This window comes from Actinoplanes sp. NPDC049668, assembly GCF_044465445.1.
In the GTDB taxonomy this organism is placed as follows: Bacteria; Actinomycetota; Actinomycetes; order Mycobacteriales; family Micromonosporaceae; genus Actinoplanes.
Genome location: NZ_JBITLR010000003.1, coordinates 547,206 through 568,428 on the forward strand (window position 1 = coordinate 547,206; position 21,223 = coordinate 568,428).

The window sequence follows — 21,223 nt, forward strand, 5'->3', positions numbered from 1 at the left end:
GGCACCCGAGAATGGGTAGGTGGACCTGGTCATCAGCCTCGACGGCACCGGCGAGAAGACGGTACGGGTGTATCGCGCCCTGCGGGCGGCCATCGTGGACGGGCGGCTGCCCGCGGGACACCGGCTGCCCGCGACCCGCGCGCTCGCCGCCGACCTGGGGTTGGGGCGCAACAGCGTCGCGACCGCGTACGAGCGGCTGGTCGCCGAGGGCTACCTGGTGGCGCGGGTCGGCGCGGGCACGTACGTCGCGCCCGTACGGGATGAGCCGGCGCCGAGGCACGCGCCGGCCGATCCGCTGCGCCCGAGAGCCGGCTGGACCTTCACCCCGTTGCCGACCAGCGCCGACCTGCCGCGACCGCGCTACGACTTCCGGACCGGCATCCCGGACGCGCGGCTGTTCCCGTTCGACACGTGGCGGCGGCTGGTCGCGGCCGAGCTGCGGCTGCGGGCCCACGACCCGAGCGGGTACGCCGAGCCGTCCGGCCACCCGGCGCTGCGCGCGGCGATCGCCCGCTACGTCGGGTACTCCCGATCGGTGCGGGCCACCGCGTCCGACGTCCTGGTCACCAACGGCACCCAGCACGCGCTCGACCTGATCGGCCGGGTGCTGCTGCGCCCCGGCGACGTCGTCGCGGTCGAGGAGCCGGGCTACCCGCCGGCCCGGCGGCTGTTCGAGTCGTTGGGCGCGCGCGTGGTGGGCGTGCCCGTCGACGCCGACGGGCTGGTGGTCGACGCGCTGCCCGCGGCCGCCCGGGTGGTCTACGCGACGCCGTCGCACCAGTTCCCGCTCGGCGCCGCGATGAGCCTGGCCCGCCGGCACGCGCTGCTGGACTGGGCGCGGCGGCGGCAGGCGGCGATCGTCGAGGACGACTACGACAGCGAGTTCCGCTTCTCGGCGCGTCCGCTCGAGCCGCTGTACAGCCTGGACACCGTCGGCCGGGTGCTCTACGTCGGCACCTTCTCCAAGACCATGCTGCCGAGCGTGCGTACCGGCTTCGTGCTGGCGCCGGCGGCGCTGCGGGAGGCGCTGGTCGCGGCCCGGCAGCTCTGCGACGGGTACGGCCAGATCGCCGTGCAGGCGGCGCTGGCGCGCTTCATCGACGAAGGGCAGCTGGCGCGGCACCTGCGCCGGGCCGGCAAGGCGTACGCGCAGCGCCACGCCCGCATCGTGGCCGCGCTCTCCGCGCACGACCGGCTCGAGGTGGTCCCGTCCTCGGCCGGCCTGCACGTGACGGCGCTGGGTGCCCGGTCCGCCGAGGTGGTGGCCGCCGCGGCCGCCCGGGGCGTCGCGATCGAGGATCTCGGCGCCTACGGCAGTGACTCGACCGGGTTCGTGTTCGGGTTCGGCGCGGTCGACCCGGCGCTGCTCGACGAGGGGCTGGCGATCTTCGACGCCGTCCTGCGCGACACGTAGAGCACCGCGCCGGCCGCCACCGCGAGGCTGAGCAGCGCGGGCGGCCCGTTGAGCACCATCAGGGCGAGCACCGCGGCGAGCGCGACGCCGGCACCGCGCCGTGACCAACCGGGCGGCAGCAGCCGCAGCGCGGCGGCGGTCCCGAGCACGTACACCAGGGTGAAGCAGCCGGTGACCAGCAGCATCGAGGTGCGCAGGCCCAGCGGCAGCAGCACCGAGCCGCACCCGGCGAGGGTGACGAAGGCCAGCGACTTGCGCGGGGTGTCGACCATCCGGGGCGGCAGCGCGCCGTCGCGGGTCAGGGCGACGCCGAGCCGCGACGCGCCGGCCAGATAGGCGTTCACGGCGCCGATGGTGAGCAGCACGGCGACGACCGCGGTGAGCGGGCGGACCGGGCCGCCGACGCCGACCGCCAGCAGGTCGGCCAGGGGCGCCGGGCTGGTGCCGGCGGCCGGGCCGAGCACCAGCACGCTGGCCGCGGCGACGGCGAGGTAGAGCACGCCGACGACCAGCACGGCCGCCGCGGTGGCCCGGGGCACGTCGCGGCGCGGGTCGCGGTACTCGCCGGACAGCGACGACACCGCCTCCCAGCCGGCGAAGCCCCAGACCAGGATCGCGGCCGCGGCGCCGATCCCGGCCCAGCCGTGCGGCGCGAACGGGGTCAGGTTGGCCACCTCGGCGTGCGGCAGCGCCGCCACCACCGTGATCACCAGCAGGCCGGCCAGCGCCGCGGTGAGGTAGAGCTGCACCCGGCCGGAGACCCGCAGGCCGAACCAGTTCATGGTGAAGACGACGGCCATGACCAGGGCGAACGTGCCGAGAACGGTGGACCGGCCGCCGCCGAGGACGTCGGCGACGTAGCCGCCCGCGAACGCGGCCGCGGCCGGCGCGCCCAGCGGCACGGCGAAGTAGAAGCACCAGCCGACGGCCGCGGCGGCGCGCGCCCCGAAGGCCAGCCGGACGTACGTGGACACGCCGCCGCCGTCCGGGTACCGGCCGCCGAGCGCGGCGAAGGTCCAGGCCAGCGGCGCCGAGAGCAGGATGAGGGCGAGCCACGCCAGCAGGGAGGCGGGCCCGGCGACGGCCGCGGCGAGGGCGGGCATCGAGATGACGCCGGTGCCCAGGACCGCGCCGACGCAGAGGGCGGTGCCTTGTGCGCGGGACAGCCCGCCGGTTGGTGTCATGCGCCCAACCTAGGGGGCGATTGGCCCCATGTCCGGGCCAATTCAGCCCTGCTTGGAGGAGCCAATCGAATCCGTCAAGATGCGGGGCTGCGCGCCGATGTAATTGTGGACACAATGTAAACCTGTGGCGTTTACGGTTCGGTTCGGCAGGATGGACTGGTAAGGCCGAGACCCTCGGCGAGGACTTACGTCAAGGGCGGGGATTTGACCACGAGGGCCAGCCGGGACGTGCTGGGCCGGGGCCTGCGTGTGCTCGGCCGCGCGATCCGCACCGAACCCCGGCTCTTCATCGTCGGCACGGTCGGCAGCAGCCTCTTCGGCCTCCTGGTCATCGCGAACGCCTACCTGGTCGGCGCGGTCACCGGCCGCGTCGTGGTGCCGGCCTTCGCCGAGCACCGGGTCGGCGCCGCCGAGCTGTGCCTGGTCGCCGCCACCTTCATCGGGCTCGCGCTGCTGCGGGTGGCGAGCATCTTCGCCCGCCGCGTCGGCGCGGGCTACATGCAGTTCCGGCTGCAGGCCCGCTACCGCAGCGCCGTCACCCGCCGCTACCTGGCCCTGCCGCCCGCCTGGCACCAGCGGCACGCCACCGGCACGCTGCTGTCGAACGCCAACTCCGACGTCGAGGCCGCGTTCGTGCCCATCGCGCCGCTGCCGTTCGCGGTCGGCACGCTGGTGATGATCGCCGCCGCGGTCGTCTCGCTCTTCTTCACCGACTGGGTGCTGGCGCTGGTCGGCGTCTGCCTCTTCCCGGCGCTGTTCGGCCTCAACCTGGTCTACTCGCGGCGCATGTCGCCGCGGCAGATCCGCGCACAGCAGCTGCGGGCCCGGGTCAGCGCGGTCGCGCACGAGAGCTTCGACGGCGCGCTGGTGGTCAAGACCATGGGCCGCGAGGCCGACGAGTCGCGGCGCTTCTGGGTGTACGTCGCCGAGCTGCGCGACGCCCTGATCTCCGTCGGCCGGCTGCGCGGGCTCTTCGATCCGCTGATGGACAGCCTGCCCAGCGTCGGCACCCTCGCCGTGCTCCTGCTCGGCGCGTGGCGGCTGCAGTCCGGCGCGATCACCGTCGCCGAACTGGTCAGCGTCGCCTTCCTCTTCACCGTGCTGGCCTTCCCGATCCGCGCGATCGGCTGGGTGGTCGCCGAGCTGCCGCGCAGCGTCGCGGGCTGGGAGCGGGTACAGGCGGTGCTCGGCGCCGAGGGCGACCTCGCCTACGGCTCGTCCGCACCCGCGCGCACCGGCCCGGCGACGCTCACCTTCGACCGGGTCTCCTTCTCGTACGGCGTGAGCGCCGAGGTCCTGCACGACGTCTCGTTCACCGTCCCGGCCGGCCGGACCGTGGCGCTGGTCGGCGCGACCGGCGCCGGCAAGTCGACGATCGCCTCGCTCGCTGTCCGGCTGGTCGATCCGGACTCCGGAACCGTCTGTGCCGACGGCACCCCGCTGCCGGAGCTCAGCGTCGCGGCGCTCGCGGCGACGGCCGCGCTGGTGCCCCAGGTGCCGTTCGTCTTCGACGACACCGTGCGCGGCAACGTGACCCTGGACCGCGACGGGCTCGGCGACGACGAGGTCTGGTCGGCGCTGCGCACGGCGCACGCCGAGGGCTTCGTGGAGAAGCTGCCGGACGCGCTGGACACCGCCGTCGGCGAGCGCGGCACCTCGCTCTCCGGCGGCCAGCGGCAGCGCCTCACCCTGGCCCGCGCGCTCGCGGGACGGCCGCGGCTGCTGGTGCTCGACGACGCGACCAGCGCGGTCGACCCGCGCGTCGAGGCGGGCATCCTCGCCTCGCTGCGCGACCGCGACGCCGGCGCGTCCATCCTGGTCGTCGCCTACCGGCGCGCCACCATCGCGCTCGCCGACGAGGTGGTCTACCTGGAGAACGGCCGGGTCGTCGCCACCGGGACCCACCACGACCTGCTGGCCACCGAGCCGGGCTACCTCAACCTGGTGACCGCGTACGAGCAGGCCGACGCCGCCCGCGAGGACGAGAGCGTGACCGCGTGAGCGACTGCACCGAGCGCAGCGAGGGCCAGGAGCGCACGCGAAAGGTAGGCCCAGCGTGAGCGACGTGGTGCTGGACAAGCCTGAGCCGGGTACGTTCGCGACGGTGCGGCGCGGGATCGCGCTCTCGCCCGAGCTGCGCCCCGGCCTGATCGGCACGCTGGCGCTCGCGGTGCTCTCGATGTCCGGCCGGGTCGCCGTGCCGATCGCCGTCCAGCAGGCCATCGACCGGGGCATCCGCGCGCCGGGCGGCCCGGACATCGGCGTGGTCGCCGTGATCGTCGGCCTCACCCTCGCGATCCTCGTCGTCTCCACCGCCTGCGGGTACGCGATGACGCGCCGGCTCTTCACCGTCAGCGAGACCGCCCTGGCCGCGCTGCGCGCTCGCACGTTCCGCCACATCCACGACCTGTCGATGCTGCACCAGCAGTCCGAGCGGCGCGGATCGCTGGTCTCCCGGGTCACCGGCGACGTCGACCAGATCACCCAGTTCCTGCAGACCGGCGGCGTGATGCTGCTGCTCAGCTCGGGCCAGCTGGTGGTGACGACGGTCGTCATGCTGGTCTACTCGTGGCAGCTCGCGCTGGTGGTGTTCGCCGCGTTCCTGCCGGCCGTGATCGTCATCCGGCTGTTCCAGCGGCGGCTCGCGGTCGTGTACCGGACGGTGCGCGAGCGCACCGGCACGATGCTCGGGGCGGTCGCCGAGAGCGTCGTCGGCGCGACCGTCATCCGCGCGTACGGCGTGGCCGGGCGCACCGAGCGGCGCCTGGACACCTCGATCGCCAGCCTGCGGGTGGCGCAGCAGAAGGCCCTGCGTACCAGTGTGATCAGCTTCTCGACCGGCGAGATCGCCGCCGGGGTGGCGCTGGCCGCGGTGGTGGTCGTCGGCGTGCTGTTCGGCGTCGACGGCGGCCTGACCGTCGGCGAGCTGACCGCGTTCCTGTTCCTGGTGACGCTCTTCATCCAGCCGGTGCAGATCGCCACCGAGGTGCTCAACGAGGCGCAGAACGCGGTGGCGGGCTGGCGCCGGGTGCTCGACGTGCTCGACATCGACCCGGACGTGTCCGACCCCGACGCGCTGGGCGTGCCGCTGCCGCCGGGCCCGCTGTCGGTGCGCTTCGACGACGTCTCCTACCGCTACCCCGGCGGCCCGGTCGTGCTCGCCGACGTCGACCTGGAGATCGCGGCGCGGACCAAGGTCGCCGTGGTCGGCGAGACCGGCAGCGGCAAGACCACGTTCGCCAAGCTGCTCACCCGGCTGATGGACCCGGCGGCCGGCGAGGTGCTGCTCTCGGGCACGCCGCTGACGTCGGTGCGGTTCACGTCGCTGCGCTCGCGCGTGGTGATGGTCCCGCAGGACGGCTTCCTCTTCGACGCGACCGTCGCGGAGAACATCCGCTTCGCGGAGCCGGCGCTGACCGACGACGATCTCGAGCTGGCCTTCGCCGGGCTCGGCCTCGCCGACTGGCTGGCCGGCCTGCCGCAGGGCCTGCAGACGCCGGTCGGCGAGCGCGGCGAGGCGCTCAGCGTGGGCGAGCGGCAGCTCGTCGCGCTGGTCCGGGCGTACGTCGCGGATCCGGATCTGCTGGTGCTGGACGAGGCGACCAGCGCGGTCGACCCGGCCACCGAGGTGCGCCTGCAGCGGGCCCTGGAGACCGTGACCCGGGGCCGGACCACGGTGGCCATCGCGCACCGGCTCTCGACCGCGCAGTCCGCCGACGAGGTGATCGTGGTGGACGCGGGCCGCGTGGTGCAACGCGGCCCGCACTCCACGCTCCTGCTCGACGAGGACTCGATCTATGCCAAGCTCTACGCCTCGTGGCTGGAGCAGACCCGCTGACTAGCGGGCGTAGAACTCGACTACCAGCTGCTCGTCGCAGATCACCGGGACCTCGGAGCGCAGCGGCTTGCGGATCACCGTGGTGCGCAGCTCCTCGACGACGGTGGACAGGTAGGGCGCCGTCGGGCCGTCCAGGTGCGCGCCGGTGGCCGCGACCTGGAACGGTGGCTTCTGCCGGCTGCTCTCCCGGACCTCCACGACCTGGCCGGGCTTGAGCCGGTACGACGGGCGGTCGACCTTGCGGCCGTCGACGGTGAAGTGGCCGTGCGCGACGAGCTGACGGGCCTGGTAGATCGTGCGGGCCAGGCCGGCGCGCTGCACGGTGGCGTCGAGGCGGCTCTCCAGCAGCTGGACCATGTTCTCGCCGGTCTTGCCCTCCTTGCGGTGCGCGTCGTCGTACGCCTTCCGCATCTGGGCCTCGCTGATGTTGTACTGGTGGCGCAGGCGCTGCTTCTCCAGCAACCGGACCTGGTAGTCCGAGGCCTTGCGGCGCCCCCGGCCGTGCACGCCGGGCGGGAACGGCCGCCGCTCGAAGTACTTGACGCACTTGCGCGTGAGTGGAATTCCGAGAGCCCTCGACAGCCGGGCCTTGGGTCGGGAGTTGTTCACGGGCGATCTCACTTCGTTTTCGGGGTGCTGTACGGTTAGCCTCACCTTACTAAGGCAAGCCTAACTGGTGCCCGGAGGTACCCGACATGCAGCCCACCCACGCCGAGGTCGCCCGCACCCTCGCCGCAGGCCACCTGCCCGCCACCGCGCACATCGCGTGCCGGCCGGGCCCGTACCCGGTGCGGCACGTGACCGACGGCCAGGGGCGGGTGCTGCTCCTCTCGCCCCGAAACGGCGCGCTGACCACGGCGCTGCGGCCGCTGGCCGGGACCGACGACACCGCGCTGGTGCTCGACATCAGCGACTTGCCGCCGGTCGCCGGCGCGCCGTCGCTGGGCCGGGTCTGGGTCTCCGGCTGGGCCGTCGCGCTCACCGGCGACGAGGCCCGCGCGGCCGCGCTCGACTACGCCGACACCGACGCGGCCGCCGACCTGCTCGACGTCGGGGACACCCAGGTCCTGCACCGGATGGACGTGGCCGAGGTCCGCTACGAGCGCAACGGCGTGCTGGTCGACGTCGACCCCGACGACTACGCGCTGGCCGCGCCGGACCCGCTGCGGACGATCGAGTTCGACCTGATCGCCGACCTCGCCGACCACCACGTCAACGAGATGGCCGACTACGTGCGCCGCCAGCTCGGCCCGGCCGCCCGCGCCGGCGACGAGCCCCGGGTGGTGCGCCTGGACCGGTACGGCTTCGTGGTCCGCCTCGGCGCCCGGCTCGCCCGGCTCTCGTTCCCGCGCCCGGTGGCCGACCGCCACGACCTGGCACACCTGCTGCACCCGGTGCTCTGCCACCGCTGCACCGCCGACCAGGAAGCGGCCTAGTCTCTCGGGCCGTCCGCGGGTTCGAACAGGCCCGGCAGGTCGCCGGTCAGGTAGCGCTGCACGTTGGGGCCGATCGCCGCGACCAGCTGCTCGGTCGGCGCGGACGCGACCGGCTCGACCCTGAGCACGTAGCGGACCACCGCGAGCCCGGCGATCTGGGTCGCGACCAGGGCCGCCCGGGTGGGCGCCTGCTTCTCGTCGATGCCCAGCTCGGCGACGGCCCGGCGGAGAACCTGGGTGACCACGAACTCGCGCATCAGCCGCGCGGTCCACTCGTTGCTCAGCGCCGAGCGGAACAGGGCGACCGCGGCGGCGCCGGCGGGCGAGTCCCAGACGCCGAGGACCAGCCGCACCAGCCGCTCGCCGGCCTCCTCGGGCGGGCCGGCCATCGCCTTCGGGATGACCTCGGCCGGGTCGATCGGCGAGTTCATGCTCGCCAGGAAGAGCTTCTCCTTGGTGCCGAAGTAGTGATGCACCAGGGCGGGGTCGACCTGCGCCTCGCCGGCGATGGCCCGGATCGAGGCCTTGTCGAAGCCCCGCTCCGCGAAGACCTTGCGGGCGGACTCCAGGATGGACTGCTTGGTGTCCTGGTTTCCCGGACGCCGCCCGCTGCGCCGTACCAAAAACGCTCCTCGATCAGGGTGTGCGACGCCGCAGCGTCGCCGCGGCCAGGACCAGCGCGATGATCGCCGCGCCGGCCACGACCGTCAGGCCGCGCCACATCGTCGTGGTGGGGTCGGGGTGCGCGCCGACCTCGGCCAGCGCCTCGACGGCGTACGACAGCGGAAGCACGTCCGCGACCGCCTGCAGCCAGCCCGCCATCTGCTCCCGCGGCACGAACAGCCCGCAGAGCAGCAGCTGGGGAATGACCACCACCGGTAGGAACTGTACGGCCTGGAACTCGGTGCGCGCGAAGGCACTGCAGAACAGCCCGAGCGCCACCCCGAGCACGGCGTTGACCACCGCGATCAGCACGACCAGCCCGACGTTGCCGGCCGTGTCGAGCCCGAGCAGCAGGAACGCCGCCGCGACCGCGACCGACGCCTGCACCGCGGCGGCGAGCCCGAACGCGAGCCCGTAGCCGAAGAGCAGGTCCAGCTTGCCGAGCGGGGTGGTGAGGAGCCGCTCCAGCGTGCCGGTGGTGCGTTCGCGCAGCATCGCGATGCTGGTCACCAGGAACATGATCACGAACGGGAAGACGCCGAGCATGACCAGCGCGATCCGGTCGAAGGTGTCGCCCGCGTTGTCGAACATGAAGTAGAGCAGGGTGAGCAGGACGGCCGGCACCGCGATCAGCAGGCCGACGGTGCGCCGGTCGTGGCGCAGCTGCCGCAGGATGCGGGCGCTGGTGGAGACCGTGATCCGAAGACTCATGCCGCCACCTCCTGCTCGCTGTCGCGGATCAGGTGCAGGAACGCCGCCTCGAGGTCGTCGGTGCCGGTGGCCGTGCGGATCGCGGCGGGGGAGTCGTCGCCGATCAGCCGGCCCTCGCGGATGAGCAGCAGCCGGTCGCACCGTCCGGCCTCGTCCATGACGTGGCTGGAGACCAGCAGGGTGGTGCCCGCGGCGGCGAGGGCGTGGAATTTCCCCCACAGGTCGGCCCGCAGCACCGGGTCCTGGCCGACGGTCGGCTCGTCGAGCACCAGCAGCCGGGGCTTGCCGATCATCGCGCAGCCCAGCGACGCGCGGCTGCGCTGACCGCCGGAGAGGTTGCCGACCAGCTGGCCGGCCGCGTCGGTGAGGCCGACGTCCGCGATCGCGGTGTCCGCGTCGGCCGCCGACAGGCCGTAGAGGGAGGCGAAGTACCGCGCGTTCTCCCGGACGGTGAGGTCGGCGTAGACGCTGGGCGCCTGGGTCACGTAGCCGACCGTGCGCCGCAGGGCGGCCGATCCGGCCGGCTCGCCGAGCACGGTGACCGTGCCGGACTTGACGATCTGCACGCCGACGATCGCCCGGATGAGCGTCGTCTTCCCGCTGCCGCTCGGGCCGAGCAGCCCCACGACGCTGCCGGCCGGCACCGCGCAGCTGATCCCGTGCAGCACGCGGCGTCTGCCTCGGTCGACCACGAGGTCCCGGACCTCGATGGCGCTGGTCATCCCGCCTCCTCCAAGAACTCATCGAATGTTGATTTCAACGCTAGATGAATTCATCGCGCAGGGCAATCGCCAATGACAGAAGCCGCGGTCCCCGGGGAGGGGATTCGCGGCTTCTGCGGGTTTTGCGGTTGCTCAGAGGGCGAGGATGCGGTCCAGGAACTCGCGGTAGCCCCGCATCGACATGCGCATGTTCTCGGTGTCCGGGGTGCCCGTGCCGCGCAGCGGATCGAGATCGTCGCGCTCCGCCAGCATGGACTCGGTCAGCTCGTGCACGGCCTCGGTGATCAGGTCGTGCGCCCGGGTCAGCGCGGCGACCGGGTCGTCGACGAACTGCGCCTTGATCTCGTGCCATTCGGTGCGGAACTGCTCGCTGGCGGCCTCTTCCCAGAAGGTGATCGAGGTCTCGCGCACGTCGCCGGGGCGCAGCGGGGCCTCGGCCTCGGCGGCAGCCGCCGCGGCGGCCCGGGCCGCCCGCCGGCCGACCGGCGCCTCGGCGGCGTCGTCGAGGCTCGCGGCCCGGCGCGGCGCCGGTGCCCGGTCCTCGTCGTCGAGGCCGCGGCCGTCCGCCGGGGGACTGACCGGCACGGCCGCGCTGGCGGAGGCGCCCGCCCGGGGTCCGGCCGTCGCCCAGCCGCTCGGCTCGAGCCGGGTCGGCGCGTGGTCCGTCGCGAGGGTGTGCGGCACCGACCGGGTGGCCTGCGGCTGCTCGGCGGCGGCCGGCGGCGCGCTGACCGGGCGGCCGGCCTTGGGCGCGGGTACCTGTGCGGAGCCGGAGGCCGCGGGCTGCGCGCTGATCGGGCGGGGCACGGCCGGCGGGAGACCGGCCGCCATGCCGGGCAGCGGCGCCGCCGGGTCCAGCGGGTGTGCCGGGGCGGCCGGCGGTTCGGCGACCGGGCTTGCCGCCGGCGCGGAGCCGGAGGCCTGCGGCGCGAACGGTGACGCGGCGAACGGCGGGTCGGCCGGGGCGCCCTCCTCGGCCGGCGCGAACGGCGACCGGGACGCGGGCGGGCCGTCGTCGCCGCCCGGGGCGAACGGCGAGCGGGGCGCGGGGGGACCGTCGTCGCCGCCCGGCGCGAACGGCGAGCGGGATCCGGGCACGGGCCGCGACGTGCCGGTGGCGCTCGCCTGGCCGTTGGCGATCGGGGCGCCGCCGTGCCGGGGCCCGGCGTCGCCGTTGCGGTGGCCGTTCGTCTCGACCTGTGCGAAGCCGACCTGGTTGCCCCACCGGGAGCCGTTGGCGCCGCTGAGCAGGGCGTCGGCCGGGCGGCGGGAACCGAGGGCGACCATCTGGGTGTCGCTGGTCAGCGCCGGGTGTGGCCGGCCCGGCGCGAACGGGCTCTGCGCCGGCTCGTCGGACCCTTGCTGATCATCCTGCGGCTGGGACTGCTGATCGCTCACCTGCGGGTGCTCCCCGGTCGGGCCGGCGGCGCCGGCTTGCTGGTCGGAGGTGGGCGCCGTGGCGGCGCCGCCGGAGGTGTGAGACACGTCCGGATCCTCATCGGACTGGCGCTGGGCCGGCGCGGCCGCACCGTGCACCGGCCAGAAGCGGGCGAGGCCGCGCGCCTGGCGGTTGTGGTCGGGCTCGGACGTCGGCTCCATTGGTCAAGACTCCCGTTTCGGTTACGGCACGATCCGCGCCGGGGGAGACCGGGCGGCCGGCGGGCGCGGCACCCGGGCAGGCGGCGCACGACGACGGTACCGTCATCCGCCGCCCGGTCACACCCCCAGTCCGCGTCAGTGACCGGATCGTGGGTTACCGCTACGCCCAGGTGGACGGTCGAACGCGATGCGGGACAATCTGACACTGTGCCCGCACCTGACCTTGAGAACGGACCCGCATCCGCGCTGGACCCGGCCATCGCCGCCCGCCTGCGCCGTAACTCCGGCGGCCTGGTGGCCGCGATCGTCCAGGAGTACGGAACCGGCGACGTGCTGATGATGGCATGGATGGACGACGAGGCGTTGCACCGTACCTTGTCCACCGGCCGGGCGACCTACTGGTCGCGCAGCCGCCGCGAATACTGGGTGAAGGGCGCCACCTCGGGTCATCACCAGTACGTGCGGTCGGTCGCGCTGGACTGCGACGGCGACGCGCTGCTGGTCACGGTCGAGCAGGTCGGCGCGGCCTGTCACACCGGAACGCACACCTGCTTCTCCGAGAACCTGCCCGTACACCAGGAGGAGCGCCCGTGACCACCACCGGAGCGGTTTCGCCCGATGAGGACGGTTTCGTCGTCCAGGCCGCCCGGCGCCGGGTCGTGCCCGTCACCCGCCGGCTGCTCGCCGACGGCGAGACGCCGGTCGGCGTCTACCGCAAGCTCGCGGGCGGGCCGGGCACGTTCCTGCTCGAGTCCGCCGAGCAGGGCGCCGGCACCGCGGCCTGGTCGCGCTACTCGTTCATCGGCGTACGCAGCGCGGCGACGCTCGTCGAGCGCGACGGCCAGGCCGTCTGGCTGGGCAGCCCGCCGGAGGGCGTACCGGTGACCGGTGATCCGGTGGTCGCCCTGCGGGAGACCGTCGCGGCCCTGGCCGACCCGCCCGAGCCCGGCGCGGGCGACGATCTTCCCCCGCTGACCGGTGGCATGGTCGGCTACCTCAGCTACGACCTGGTCCGCCGCTTCGAGCGGCTGCCGTCGCTCGCCGCGAACGACGTGCCCCTGCCCGAGCTGGGCATGATGCTCGCGACCGACCTGGTGGTGCTCGACCACTACGACGGCTCGGCGATCCTGGTCGCCAACGCGGTCCTGCCCGCCGGCGCGGACCCGGCGGCGGCCCGCGCGGCCTACCACCAGGCGGTCGGGCGGCTCGACGCGATGACGACCGCGCTGTCCCGGCCGACCCCGCCGATGATCTCCACGGTCGAGCGGGTGCCGCCCGGCGAGGTGATCAGCCGCACCGCGCCGGGCGACTACCAGAAGGCGGTCGAGGCGGCCAAGGAGGCGATCCGGGCCGGCGAGTGCTTCCAGATCGTGGTCGCGCAGCGCTTCGAGCGGGCCACCGACGCGGACCCGCTCGACGTCTACCGGGTGCTGCGGGCCACCAACCCCAGCCCGTACATGTACCTGCTGCGCTTCGACGACTTCGACATCGTCGGCTCGTCGCCGGAGGCGCACCTCAAGGTCAGCGCCGAGGACGGCGGCGGCCGCCGGGCACTGCTGCACCCGATCGCCGGCACCCGGTGGCGCGGGGCGACGCCCGAGCAGGACAACGCGCTCGCCGCCGAGCTGCTCGCCGACCCGAAGGAGCGCGCCGAGCACGTGATGCTCGTCGACCTGGGCCGCAACGACCTGGGCCGGGTCTGCCGGGCGGGCACCGTCGAGGTGCCGGACTTCGCCCGCATCGAGCGGTACAGCCACGTCATGCACATCGTCTCGACCGTGGTCGGCGAGCTGCGCGAGGACCGCAGCGCCTTCGACGCGCTGGCCGCGACGTTCCCGGCCGGAACGCTGTCGGGCGCGCCCAAGGTCCGGGCCATGGAGATCATCGAGGGCCTCGAGCCGACCCGCCGCGGCCTGTACGGCGGCACGGTCGGCTACTTCGGCTTCGCCGGCGACATGGACATGGCGATCGCGATCCGCACGGCGCTGCTGCGCGGCGGGACCGCGTACGTCGGCGCCGGCGCGGGCATCGTCGCCGACTCCGACCCCGCCGCCGAGGAGCAGGAGAGCCGCAACAAGGCCGCCGCGGTGCTGGCCGCGATCGCCGCCGCCGAGACGCTGCGCGCGGCCCGTTGATGAGCGCCGGGATGAGCGCCGGGCGCCGGCTGACGGTGACGGTGCTGCTCTGCGCGGCGGGCGCGCTGCTGGCGATCTACGGTGTCACCCGGACGTGGTCGGAGATCGTCACCGAGCGGCCCGGCCTGTCGGCGCTGCGCGCGGTCCGCACGGGCGCCGACCTCGAGCCGTGGGTGATCGGCCTGGCCCTGGTCGCGCTCGCCGGCGCCGGCGCGCTGCCGGCCACCCGGGGTCTGGCCCGGCGGGTGCTCGGCGCTCTGCTCGCCGTCGCCGGCCTGGGCATCGCGGCGGGCGCGATCGCGGGCCGGGCGGGCCTGGACACCGGCTCAGCCGGCGCGGGCGCCACGTTCTGGCCGGTCGCCTGCGTCGCCGGCGGCCTGCTGATCCTGCTCGGCGGGCTGGCCGCGGCCCGCCACGGCCACGAGTGGCCGGGCATGGGCGCGCGCTACGAACGCCGGGCGGCGCCGGCGCGGCCGGACACCGATCGGAGCACGGACGACGATCAGCGGGTGGACGACGATCAGCGGGTGGACACCAGGGCGGCCTGGGACGCGCTGGACCGCGGCGAGGACCCGACCGCGCGCTGACCGCGGGCCGGCTTCGCGCCGTCCGCCCGTCCGCCGGCGTGCTTGCCGCCGCCGGTGCGCTTCGCGCCGCCGCCGTGGGTGGTGTCCGGTGCGGTGCCGCCGGCCGGCGCGCCGCCCCGGGGTGGCTGCGGGCCGCGGGCCGCGAGCGCCGCTACCAGCGCGTCGACGTCGGCGCGGGCCTGTGCGCGGGCGCGGTCGGCGCACATCGCGGCCCAGGCGTTGCCCTGGGCGGTGCGCACGTTCTCATCCCCGATCACGCGACGTTCGACGTCGGCGACGAGGTCCGCGGCCGCCGCGACGACCGCGCGGGAGACGGCGGCGAAACCAAGCTCAGCATCAGCCATGGTCCACTCCACAAAGACTCGTACCGGGGGCCGGCGTTCCCCGGTGCCGCCGACCAGTTTGCCCGAGTCACATGATGCCGGTGTCGTATTTCCGAACCATGTCACCACCGTCAACGCCAAGTGGTGTCAGCCGATCATCCAGGGGGTCCCAGCTAGCCCGAAGATGCACAGGAGGAAGATGTGACTGAACAGACACGCGATGTCCGGCAGGGCATTATGCCGCAGTCCACGTCGCGGGGCGCGCCGTACCCCGGGGGCCTGTACCGGTCGGCGGCCACCTAGCATCGGGCCGAGGACACCCGGAGAGGGGAGTCATTAGGTGACATCCGATCAGGCGGAAGCGGGCAGTGGCGGACCCGCGGAGCGTGGTGCAGGACCGCAGAACGTGCTGGAGGAGATCCTCGCCGGAGTGCGCGAGGATGTCGCGGCCCGGCAGGAGCAGATCTCGCTGGAACGGGTGCGTGACCTCGCCGCGGCGGCCCCGCCGGCGATCGACGCGTACGCCGCGCTGCGCAAGCCCGGCGTGGCGGTGATCGCTGAGGTCAAGCGGTCGTCGCCGTCCAAGGGCGCGCTGGCGGACATCCCGGACCCGGCCGAGCTGGCGGGCGAGTACGCGGCGGGTGGCGCCCGCTGCATCAGCGTACTCACCGAGGGCCGCTGGTTCGGCGGCTCGCTGGAGGACCTGGCCGCGGTGCGTGCCGCGGTCTCGGTGCCGGTGCTGCGCAAGGACTTCGTCGTCTCCAGCTATCAGGTGCACGAGGCCCGTGCGCACGGCGCCGACCTGGTCCTGCTCATCGTGGCGGCGCTGGAGCAGAACGTGCTCGTCGGCCTCCTGGAGCGCATCGAGTCGCTGGGCATGACCGCCCTCGTCGAGGTGCACAACGAGGAAGAGGCCGACCGGGCACTCGACGCCGGCGCTCAGGTCATCGGGGTCAACGCCCGCGACCTGCGCACCCTGGAGGTGGACCGGTCCGTCTTCGAGCGGATCGCGCCCGGCCTGCCGAACAACGTCGTGAAGATCGCCGAGTCCGGCGTGCGCGGCCCGCACGACCTGATCCGGTACGCGTCGGCCGGCGCGGACGCGGTGCTGGTCGGCGAGGGCCTGGTCACGAAGAAGAGCCCGCGCGACGCCGTCGCCGAGCTGGTCAACGCGGGCAACCACCCGGCGACCCCGCGGCCGGTGCGATGAGCGACCTGGGTGCCGGCACGCCGGTGCTGCCGGACCTGGCCGGTCACTTCGGGCGGTTCGGCGGGCGCTTCGTTCCCGAGGCGCTCGTGCGCGCCCTCGACGAGCTCGACGCGGCGTACCGGTCGGCCAAGACCGACCCGGTCTTCCAGGAGCGCTTCGCCGGGCTGCTGCGCGACTACGCGGGCACGCCGTCGCTGCTGTACCGCGCCGAGCGGCTCTCCGCGGCGCTCGGCGCCGAGGTGCTGCTCAAGCGCGAGGACCTGAACCACACCGGCGCGCACAAGGTGCGCAACGTGCTGGGCCAGGCCCTGCTCGCCAAGCGGATGGGCAAGCCGCGGGTCATCGCCGAGACGGGCGCGGGCCAGCACGGCGTCGCCAGCGCCACCGCGGCCGCGCTGCTCGACCTCGAGTGCGTGGTCTACATGGGCGAGATGGACACCGAGCGGCAGGCGCTGAACGTGGCCCGGATGCGCATGCTCGGCGCGACGGTGGTGCCGGTGTCCAACGGCTCGCGCACCCTCAAGGACGCGCTCAACGAGGCCCTGCGCGACTGGGTCTCCAGCGTCGACACGACGCACTACCTGCTGGGCACGGCGGCCGGGCCGCACCCGTTCCCGGAGATCGTGCGCGACTTCGTCGGCGGCATCGGCGTCGAGGCCCGCGCGCAGTGCCTCGAGCAGGTCGGCCGGCTGCCGGACGCGGTCGCGGCCTGCATCGGCGGCGGCTCGAACGCCATCGGCATCTTCCACGCCTTCGTCCCGGACCCCGAGGTACGCCTGTACGGCTTCGAGGCCGGCGGCGACGGCCTGGAGACCGGCCGGCACGCCGCCTCGATCACCGGCGGCACGGCGGGCGTGCTGCACGGCGCCCGCACCTACGTGCTGCAGGACGAGGACGGTCAGACCATCGAGTCGCACTCGATCTCGGCGGGCCTGGACTATCCGGGCGTCGGCCCGGAGCACGCCTGGCTGCACGACACCGGCCGGGCCCGCTACGAGCCGGTCACCGACGCCGAGGCGATGGCGGCGTTCCAGCTGCTCTGCCGCACCGAGGGCATCATTCCGGCGATCGAGAGCGCGCACGCGCTGGCCGGTGCCGCGCGGATCGTGCCGCAGCTGACCGCCGAGCTCGGCCGCACCCCGACGATTCTGATCAACCTGTCCGGTCGCGGCGACAAGGACGTGCATACCGCCGGGGCGTACTTCGGCATCCTCGACCAGGTTGAGAAGCTCGTACCGGGGGAGCAGTCGTGAGCATCGCGGACACCTTCGGCAAGGCGAAGGCCGAGGGGCGCTCGGTGCTCGTCGGGTGCATGCCGGCCGGCTTCCCGACCGTCGAGGACAGCATCGCCTCGATGGTCGCCATGGCCGAGGCCGGCTGCGACGTCATCGAGGTCGAGCTGCCGTACTCCGACCCGGTGATGGACGGCCCGGTGATCCAGCGGGCGAGCGACATCGCCCTGGCCGCCGGCGTACGCACCCGGGACACGCTGCGGATCATCGAGGCGGTGGCGAACGCCGGCGCGACGGTGGTGCTGATGACCTACTGGAACCCGGTCGAGAAGTACGGCGTCGACGCGTTCGCCCGCGACCTCGCCGCGGCCGGGGCGACCGGCATGATCACCCCGGACCTGATCCCGGACGAGGCCGCGGAGTGGATCGCCGCGTCGGACCGGCACGGCATCGACCGCACGTTCCTGGTCTCGCCGTCGTCGACCGACGCCCGGCTGGCGATGACCGTCGGCCAGTGCCGCGGTTTCGTCTACGCGACCGCGCTGATGGGCGTCACCGGCGCCCGCACGCAGGTGTCGTCGCAGGCTCCCGAGCTGGTCGCCCGCGTCCGCGCGGTCGACCCGGGCATGCCGGTCGGTGTCGGCCTCGGCGTCGGCACGGGTGCGCAGGCGGCCGAGGTCGCCGCGTTCGCCGACGGCGTGATCGTGGGCAGCGCCCTGATCCGCTGCGTCCTGGACGCGCCCGACCGGGGTACCGGCCTGGCCCGGCTGCGCGCGCTGAGCGCCGAATTGGCGGAAGGTGTAAGGGCTTCCAAGCCCTTATGATTGCCGAATCAGGGATCGGCGGTAGGGTGCCCGCGTGAACCTCGCCGCCATCCCCAGCCCAACGACATCGGTCTGGCATGTCCTCGGACTGCCGCTGCGCGCGTACGCGCTCTGCATCGTCCTGGGCATCGTCGTCGCCGTCCTCGTCATGGAGTACCGCCTGCGCCGCCGCGGCGTGGCGCCCTGGGCCTCGCTGGACATGGCCGTGTGGGCGGTCCCGTTCGGCATCATCGGCGCGCGGATCTACCACGTCATCACCTCGCCGACGGAGTATTTCGGCTCCGGCGGTGACCCGATCCGGATCTTCCAGATCTGGGAGGGCGGCCTGGGCATCTGGGGTGCGGTCGCCGGCGGCGCGGTCGGCGCCTGGATCGCGGCACGCCAGCTGGGCCTGCCGCTGAGCGTCTTCGCCGACGCCCTGGCGCCGGCGCTGCCGCTGGCGCAGGCGATCGGCCGGATCGGCAACTGGTTCAACAACGAGTTGTACGGCAGCGTCACGACCCTGCCGTGGGGCCTGCGGGTGCACGACATGGACCGCTCGGACCCGGGCCACGCCACGGTCATCGACGGCAAGCCCGTGACCCTGCCGGACCTGTACCACCCGACGTTCCTCTACGAGGCGCTGTGGGACGTCGGCGTCGCCGGCCTGGTGTTCCTGCTCGACCGCAAGTTCAAGTTCGGCCGGGGCCGGGCGTTCGCGGTCTACGTGATGGCCTACACCGTCGGCCGCGCCTGGATCGAGATCCTGCGCGTCGACGAGGCCAACCACTTCTTCGGCGTACGGCTGAACGTCTTCACCTCCGTGGTGGTCTTCATCGGCGCGCTGCTCTACTTCGTCCTGGTCAAGGGTCCCCGCGAGTACGTGGTGCCGATCGACGCGCCCGACACCGCGCCGGAGCCGGCCGCGGCCGACGACATCTCGAAGACCGACGTGGAGAGCACGCCGGCGCACGCCACGACGCCGAAGGCGTACCAGGTGGTCAGCGAGGAACGCTTCCGCGAGTACGAGCGCACCGGCGTCCTGCCGCCCGAGACGCCCGAGGCGCCCGCGGCCGCGGCGACCGACGGGCCCGGGGACGACGACGGCGACGACAGATCGTCCGCGTCCGCCTCCGCCGACGAGCACTGACCGCCGGCACAGGCGAGAGGCGGCGGCGTGCGTACGGCCGTGGTGGTCGGTGCCGGCATGGCCGGGCTGGCCACCGCCGGTGCCCTGGCCCGCGAGGGCTGGCAGGTGACCCTGCTCGAGCGCGGTGAGCGGGTCGCCGCGTCACCGACCGCGCTCGTGCTCTGGCCCAACGGGCGGCGCGCCCTGGAGGCCCTCGACCCGCAGGGCGGCTGGTCGGCGATCGCGCTGCCGCTGCCCGACGGCGGGGTGCGCCGGCCCGACGGCCAGTGGCTGGCCGCGCCCCGCGCCCGGCCCGGTGCCGGTCCCGCGCCGGCGGTCGTGCACCTGGAGGACCTCTACGACGCCCTGGTCGCGGGGCTCGGCGAGCGGGTCGACATCCGTACCGGTGTCGAGATCACCGCGGTGCGCACCGGCCGCGCCCAGCGGCCCAGCGTCAGCGACGGCAGCACCGTGTTCGAGGCCGACCTGCTGGTCGCCGCCGACGGCATCGACAGCACGGTCCGCCGCGCGCTGGCGCCGGAGGCCGTGGCCGTCGGGTCGGGCTTCGCCGCGTGGCAGGCGGTCATCCCCGGCTTCCGGGTGCCAGACCTGCCCGCGGACCAGCTGGCCGGCGGCGAGACGCTGGGCGCCGGCTACCGCTTCGTCTCCATGCCGCTCGGCGAGCACGCCGCCGGCCGCGGCGGGGTCTACTGGGTCGCCACCGCGGCGGGCGCGCCCCGGCCCGAGTCCGCCGCCACCCAGCTCGCCCTGCTGCGGCGCTGGTTCTCCGGCTGGCACGCGCCGGTCGGCGCGCTGCTGGCCGCGACCCGGCCCGAGGACCTGGTGCCGCAGGAGGTCCGGGAGCTGCGGCCGCTGCCGCGGGCGTACGGCTTCCGGGCCGGCACGGGCGGCGTGGTGCTGCTCGGCGACGCCGCGCACGCGATGCCGCACCACCTGGGCCAGGGTGCCTGCCTGGCGTTCGAGGACGCGGCGACGCTGCGTTCGCTGGTCGCCGAGTGCACGCCCGGCGCGCAGCTCGGTGCGGCCGTCGAGGCGTACGACCGGGCCCGGCGCTCGCGAACGGCCAGCGTGGTCCGGCAGACCCGCCGCATGTCGGCGGTCGTGCAGGCGCGCGGCCGGCTGGCGCTGCGGGCGCGCAACGCCGCGCTCGGCTCGCTGCGGCCTCGCATCCTCGGCCACGCCCGCGGCCTCGCCGCGGACTGGCAGCCCCCGGACTGAGGCTTACAGCAGGGCGGCCGGCTCGGCGATGCAGGCGGTGCCGATGCGCCGGAAGCCGACCTTGGAGTAGAGCCGGGCGACGTCGTCGTCGCCGGCCGAGAGCAGGATCAGGTCGGCGCCGTCGTGCAGGGCGCGCCGGGCCAGGCTCGCGGTCAGCTGCGACGCGTAGCCGCGGCGGCGGGCCGACGGCAGCGTCGCCACCCCGGCGATCTCGGCCACCGCGCCGGCGCACAGCGCCGTCCCGCAGGTCAGGATGCCCGCCTCCGGCGACTCGACGACCGCGCTGACCAGCCGGCCGGAGGAGTGCCGGCGGGTCAGCTGGGCCACGTCGTCGTCGCCGAGCGGGGGCACCGCGTCGCGCTGCTCCGGGCCGGCGACCTCGACCACCAGCGAGCCCGCCTGCACGGCGGTGACGTTGGCCGGCGCGCCGAAGCCGAGCCGGCCGACCGCGCGGCTGGCGTCGAGGTCGGCGCGGAACGACGGCGCGGACGGGTCGAGGAACCGGATCTGTGCGCCGGGCAGCGGCAGGTCCGGCACGAGCGCGGCGCTCTCCAGCACCATCAGCGGCGCGAGCAGCACGTCCAGGCCGCCGGAGCGGGCGACGGCCAGCAGGTCCGGCGTGGTCTCGTGCACCCATTCGAACGCCTCGGGGATGCCGAGATCGCGCTGCCGCTGCCGTACGGCGGTAATATCAGCAGCGGACGGTGTTGCCGTGCCGCCCAGGCGGGGACGGGCGTAGAAAGGCCAACCCCCGCCGTCGTTGACGAAGAGCACGAACCCGCCGATCTCCTCCGCGACGGCGGCGTCGCGGTGCACGGCGTCGTAGAAACGTTCGAGCCGGGTGAAGACGTCGGAATCCTCTAGCGCCACCGCGCGAGACTACCCGTTGTGCCCGCGTCGTCTCTCCCCCGGCGACGACATACCGCCCCCGGCGCCGCATCGATGACAAATCGGTGGGCAAAAGTGTGATCTATCCGTACCTGGCGGAGATCGGTGAC

At 74.3% G+C, this 21,223-nt stretch carries 20 protein-coding genes; 12 read left to right on the forward strand and 8 right to left on the reverse strand.

Features of this window, described 5'->3' with window-relative positions; all coding sequences use genetic code 11:
* Positions 1–19: 19 nt before the first annotated feature.
* On the forward strand, positions 20–1,414 hold the full coding sequence (locus ACIBSW_RS15215; RefSeq protein WP_354721732.1) for a PLP-dependent aminotransferase family protein: 1,395 nt from the start codon (positions 20–22) through the stop codon (positions 1,412–1,414).
* Here the strand turns inward: ACIBSW_RS15215 and ACIBSW_RS15220 are convergent.
* Complete coding sequence (locus ACIBSW_RS15220) at positions 1,309–2,598, reverse strand: APC family permease (RefSeq protein ID WP_354721733.1); 1,290 nt, start codon at positions 2,596–2,598, stop codon at positions 1,309–1,311. The genes ACIBSW_RS15215 and ACIBSW_RS15220 overlap by 106 nt on opposite strands.
* A gap of 204 nt (positions 2,599–2,802) precedes the next feature.
* Between ACIBSW_RS15220 and ACIBSW_RS15225 the strand changes: the two genes are divergently transcribed.
* Together ACIBSW_RS15225 and ACIBSW_RS15230 are read left to right on the forward strand one after the other, a co-directional pair.
* Positions 2,803–4,599, forward strand: a complete 1,797-nt coding sequence (locus ACIBSW_RS15225; protein WP_354721734.1) for an ABC transporter ATP-binding protein — start codon at positions 2,803–2,805, stop codon at positions 4,597–4,599.
* A 55-nt stretch (positions 4,600–4,654) separates the two neighbouring features.
* On the forward strand, positions 4,655–6,436 hold the full coding sequence (locus ACIBSW_RS15230; RefSeq protein ID WP_354721735.1) for an ABC transporter ATP-binding protein: 1,782 nt from the start codon (positions 4,655–4,657) through the stop codon (positions 6,434–6,436).
* Here ACIBSW_RS15230 and rpsD read toward each other — a convergent pair whose 3' ends face one another.
* Positions 6,437–7,045: a 30S ribosomal protein S4 gene (gene rpsD / locus ACIBSW_RS15235; RefSeq protein WP_354721736.1), complete on the reverse strand. Its 609-nt coding sequence runs from the start codon at positions 7,043–7,045 to the stop codon at positions 6,437–6,439.
* Between the two features lie 86 nt (positions 7,046–7,131).
* Between rpsD and ACIBSW_RS15240 the strand changes: the two genes are divergently transcribed.
* A complete protein-coding gene (locus ACIBSW_RS15240; protein WP_354721737.1) occupies positions 7,132–7,872 on the forward strand; it encodes a DUF2470 domain-containing protein in 741 nt (246 codons plus the stop codon).
* On the opposite strand, the gene ACIBSW_RS15245 is transcribed toward ACIBSW_RS15240, so the two are convergent.
* The 4 genes from ACIBSW_RS15245 to ACIBSW_RS15260 form a co-directional block, all read right to left on the reverse strand.
* Positions 7,869–8,495: a TetR family transcriptional regulator gene (locus ACIBSW_RS15245; RefSeq protein ID WP_354721738.1), complete on the reverse strand. Its 627-nt coding sequence runs from the start codon at positions 8,493–8,495 to the stop codon at positions 7,869–7,871. The genes ACIBSW_RS15240 and ACIBSW_RS15245 overlap by 4 nt on opposite strands.
* Before the next feature lie 13 nt (positions 8,496–8,508).
* Positions 8,509–9,246 (reverse strand): ABC transporter permease, encoded by a 738-nt coding sequence (locus tag ACIBSW_RS15250; RefSeq protein ID WP_354721739.1) that lies wholly within the window; start codon positions 9,244–9,246, stop codon positions 8,509–8,511.
* Positions 9,243–9,968 (reverse strand): ABC transporter ATP-binding protein, encoded by a 726-nt coding sequence (locus ACIBSW_RS15255; RefSeq protein ID WP_354721740.1) that lies wholly within the window; start codon positions 9,966–9,968, stop codon positions 9,243–9,245. Before ACIBSW_RS15255 ends, ACIBSW_RS15250 begins: the two co-directional genes overlap by 4 nt.
* A gap of 132 nt (positions 9,969–10,100) precedes the next feature.
* Entirely contained in the window at positions 10,101–11,567 is a 1,467-nt protein-coding gene (locus ACIBSW_RS15260) for a hypothetical protein (RefSeq protein ID WP_354721741.1), read from the reverse strand.
* Positions 11,568–11,774: 207 nt separating this feature from the next.
* Between ACIBSW_RS15260 and hisI the strand changes: the two genes are divergently transcribed.
* From hisI to ACIBSW_RS15275, 3 genes are read left to right on the forward strand one after another with little or no spacing between them, the layout of a single operon-like run.
* Complete coding sequence (gene hisI / locus ACIBSW_RS15265; protein WP_354721742.1) at positions 11,775–12,161, forward strand: phosphoribosyl-AMP cyclohydrolase; 387 nt, start codon at positions 11,775–11,777, stop codon at positions 12,159–12,161.
* Positions 12,158–13,702: an anthranilate synthase component I gene (locus ACIBSW_RS15270; protein WP_354721743.1), complete on the forward strand. Its 1,545-nt coding sequence runs from the start codon at positions 12,158–12,160 to the stop codon at positions 13,700–13,702. Before hisI ends, ACIBSW_RS15270 begins: the two co-directional genes overlap by 4 nt.
* An 11-nt stretch (positions 13,703–13,713) precedes the next feature.
* Positions 13,714–14,289, forward strand: a complete 576-nt coding sequence (locus ACIBSW_RS15275; RefSeq protein WP_354721744.1) for a Trp biosynthesis-associated membrane protein — start codon at positions 13,714–13,716, stop codon at positions 14,287–14,289.
* Here ACIBSW_RS15275 and ACIBSW_RS15280 read toward each other — a convergent pair.
* Positions 14,223–14,633 (reverse strand): hypothetical protein, encoded by a 411-nt coding sequence (locus ACIBSW_RS15280; RefSeq protein WP_354721745.1) that lies wholly within the window; start codon positions 14,631–14,633, stop codon positions 14,223–14,225. The genes ACIBSW_RS15275 and ACIBSW_RS15280 overlap by 67 nt on opposite strands.
* Before the next feature lie 385 nt (positions 14,634–15,018).
* On the opposite strand from ACIBSW_RS15280, the gene trpC reads away from it, so the two are divergent.
* From trpC to ACIBSW_RS15305, 5 genes are read left to right on the forward strand one after another with little or no spacing between them, the layout of a single operon-like run.
* A complete protein-coding gene (gene trpC / locus ACIBSW_RS15285; protein WP_184996470.1) occupies positions 15,019–15,822 on the forward strand; it encodes an indole-3-glycerol phosphate synthase TrpC in 804 nt (267 codons plus the stop codon).
* Positions 15,819–17,075, forward strand: a complete 1,257-nt coding sequence (trpB, locus tag ACIBSW_RS15290) for a tryptophan synthase subunit beta (RefSeq protein WP_354721746.1) — start codon at positions 15,819–15,821, stop codon at positions 17,073–17,075. Before trpC ends, trpB begins: the two co-directional genes overlap by 4 nt.
* Positions 17,072–17,878: a tryptophan synthase subunit alpha gene (gene trpA / locus ACIBSW_RS15295; protein WP_354721747.1), complete on the forward strand. Its 807-nt coding sequence runs from the start codon at positions 17,072–17,074 to the stop codon at positions 17,876–17,878. Before trpB ends, trpA begins: the two co-directional genes overlap by 4 nt.
* A 34-nt stretch (positions 17,879–17,912) precedes the next feature.
* Positions 17,913–19,007 (forward strand): prolipoprotein diacylglyceryl transferase, encoded by a 1,095-nt coding sequence (gene lgt, locus ACIBSW_RS15300; protein ID WP_354721748.1) that lies wholly within the window; start codon positions 17,913–17,915, stop codon positions 19,005–19,007.
* A gap of 27 nt (positions 19,008–19,034) precedes the next feature.
* On the forward strand, positions 19,035–20,225 hold the full coding sequence (locus ACIBSW_RS15305; protein WP_354721749.1) for an NAD(P)/FAD-dependent oxidoreductase: 1,191 nt from the start codon (positions 19,035–19,037) through the stop codon (positions 20,223–20,225).
* Between the two features lie 3 nt (positions 20,226–20,228).
* Here ACIBSW_RS15305 and ACIBSW_RS15310 read toward each other — a convergent pair whose 3' ends face one another.
* Positions 20,229–21,095 carry a GNAT family N-acetyltransferase gene (locus ACIBSW_RS15310; RefSeq protein WP_354721750.1) on the reverse strand — a complete coding sequence of 289 codons (867 nt, stop codon included), beginning with the start codon at positions 21,093–21,095 and terminating at the stop codon, positions 20,229–20,231.
* Between the last annotated feature and the right edge of the window lie 128 nt (positions 21,096–21,223).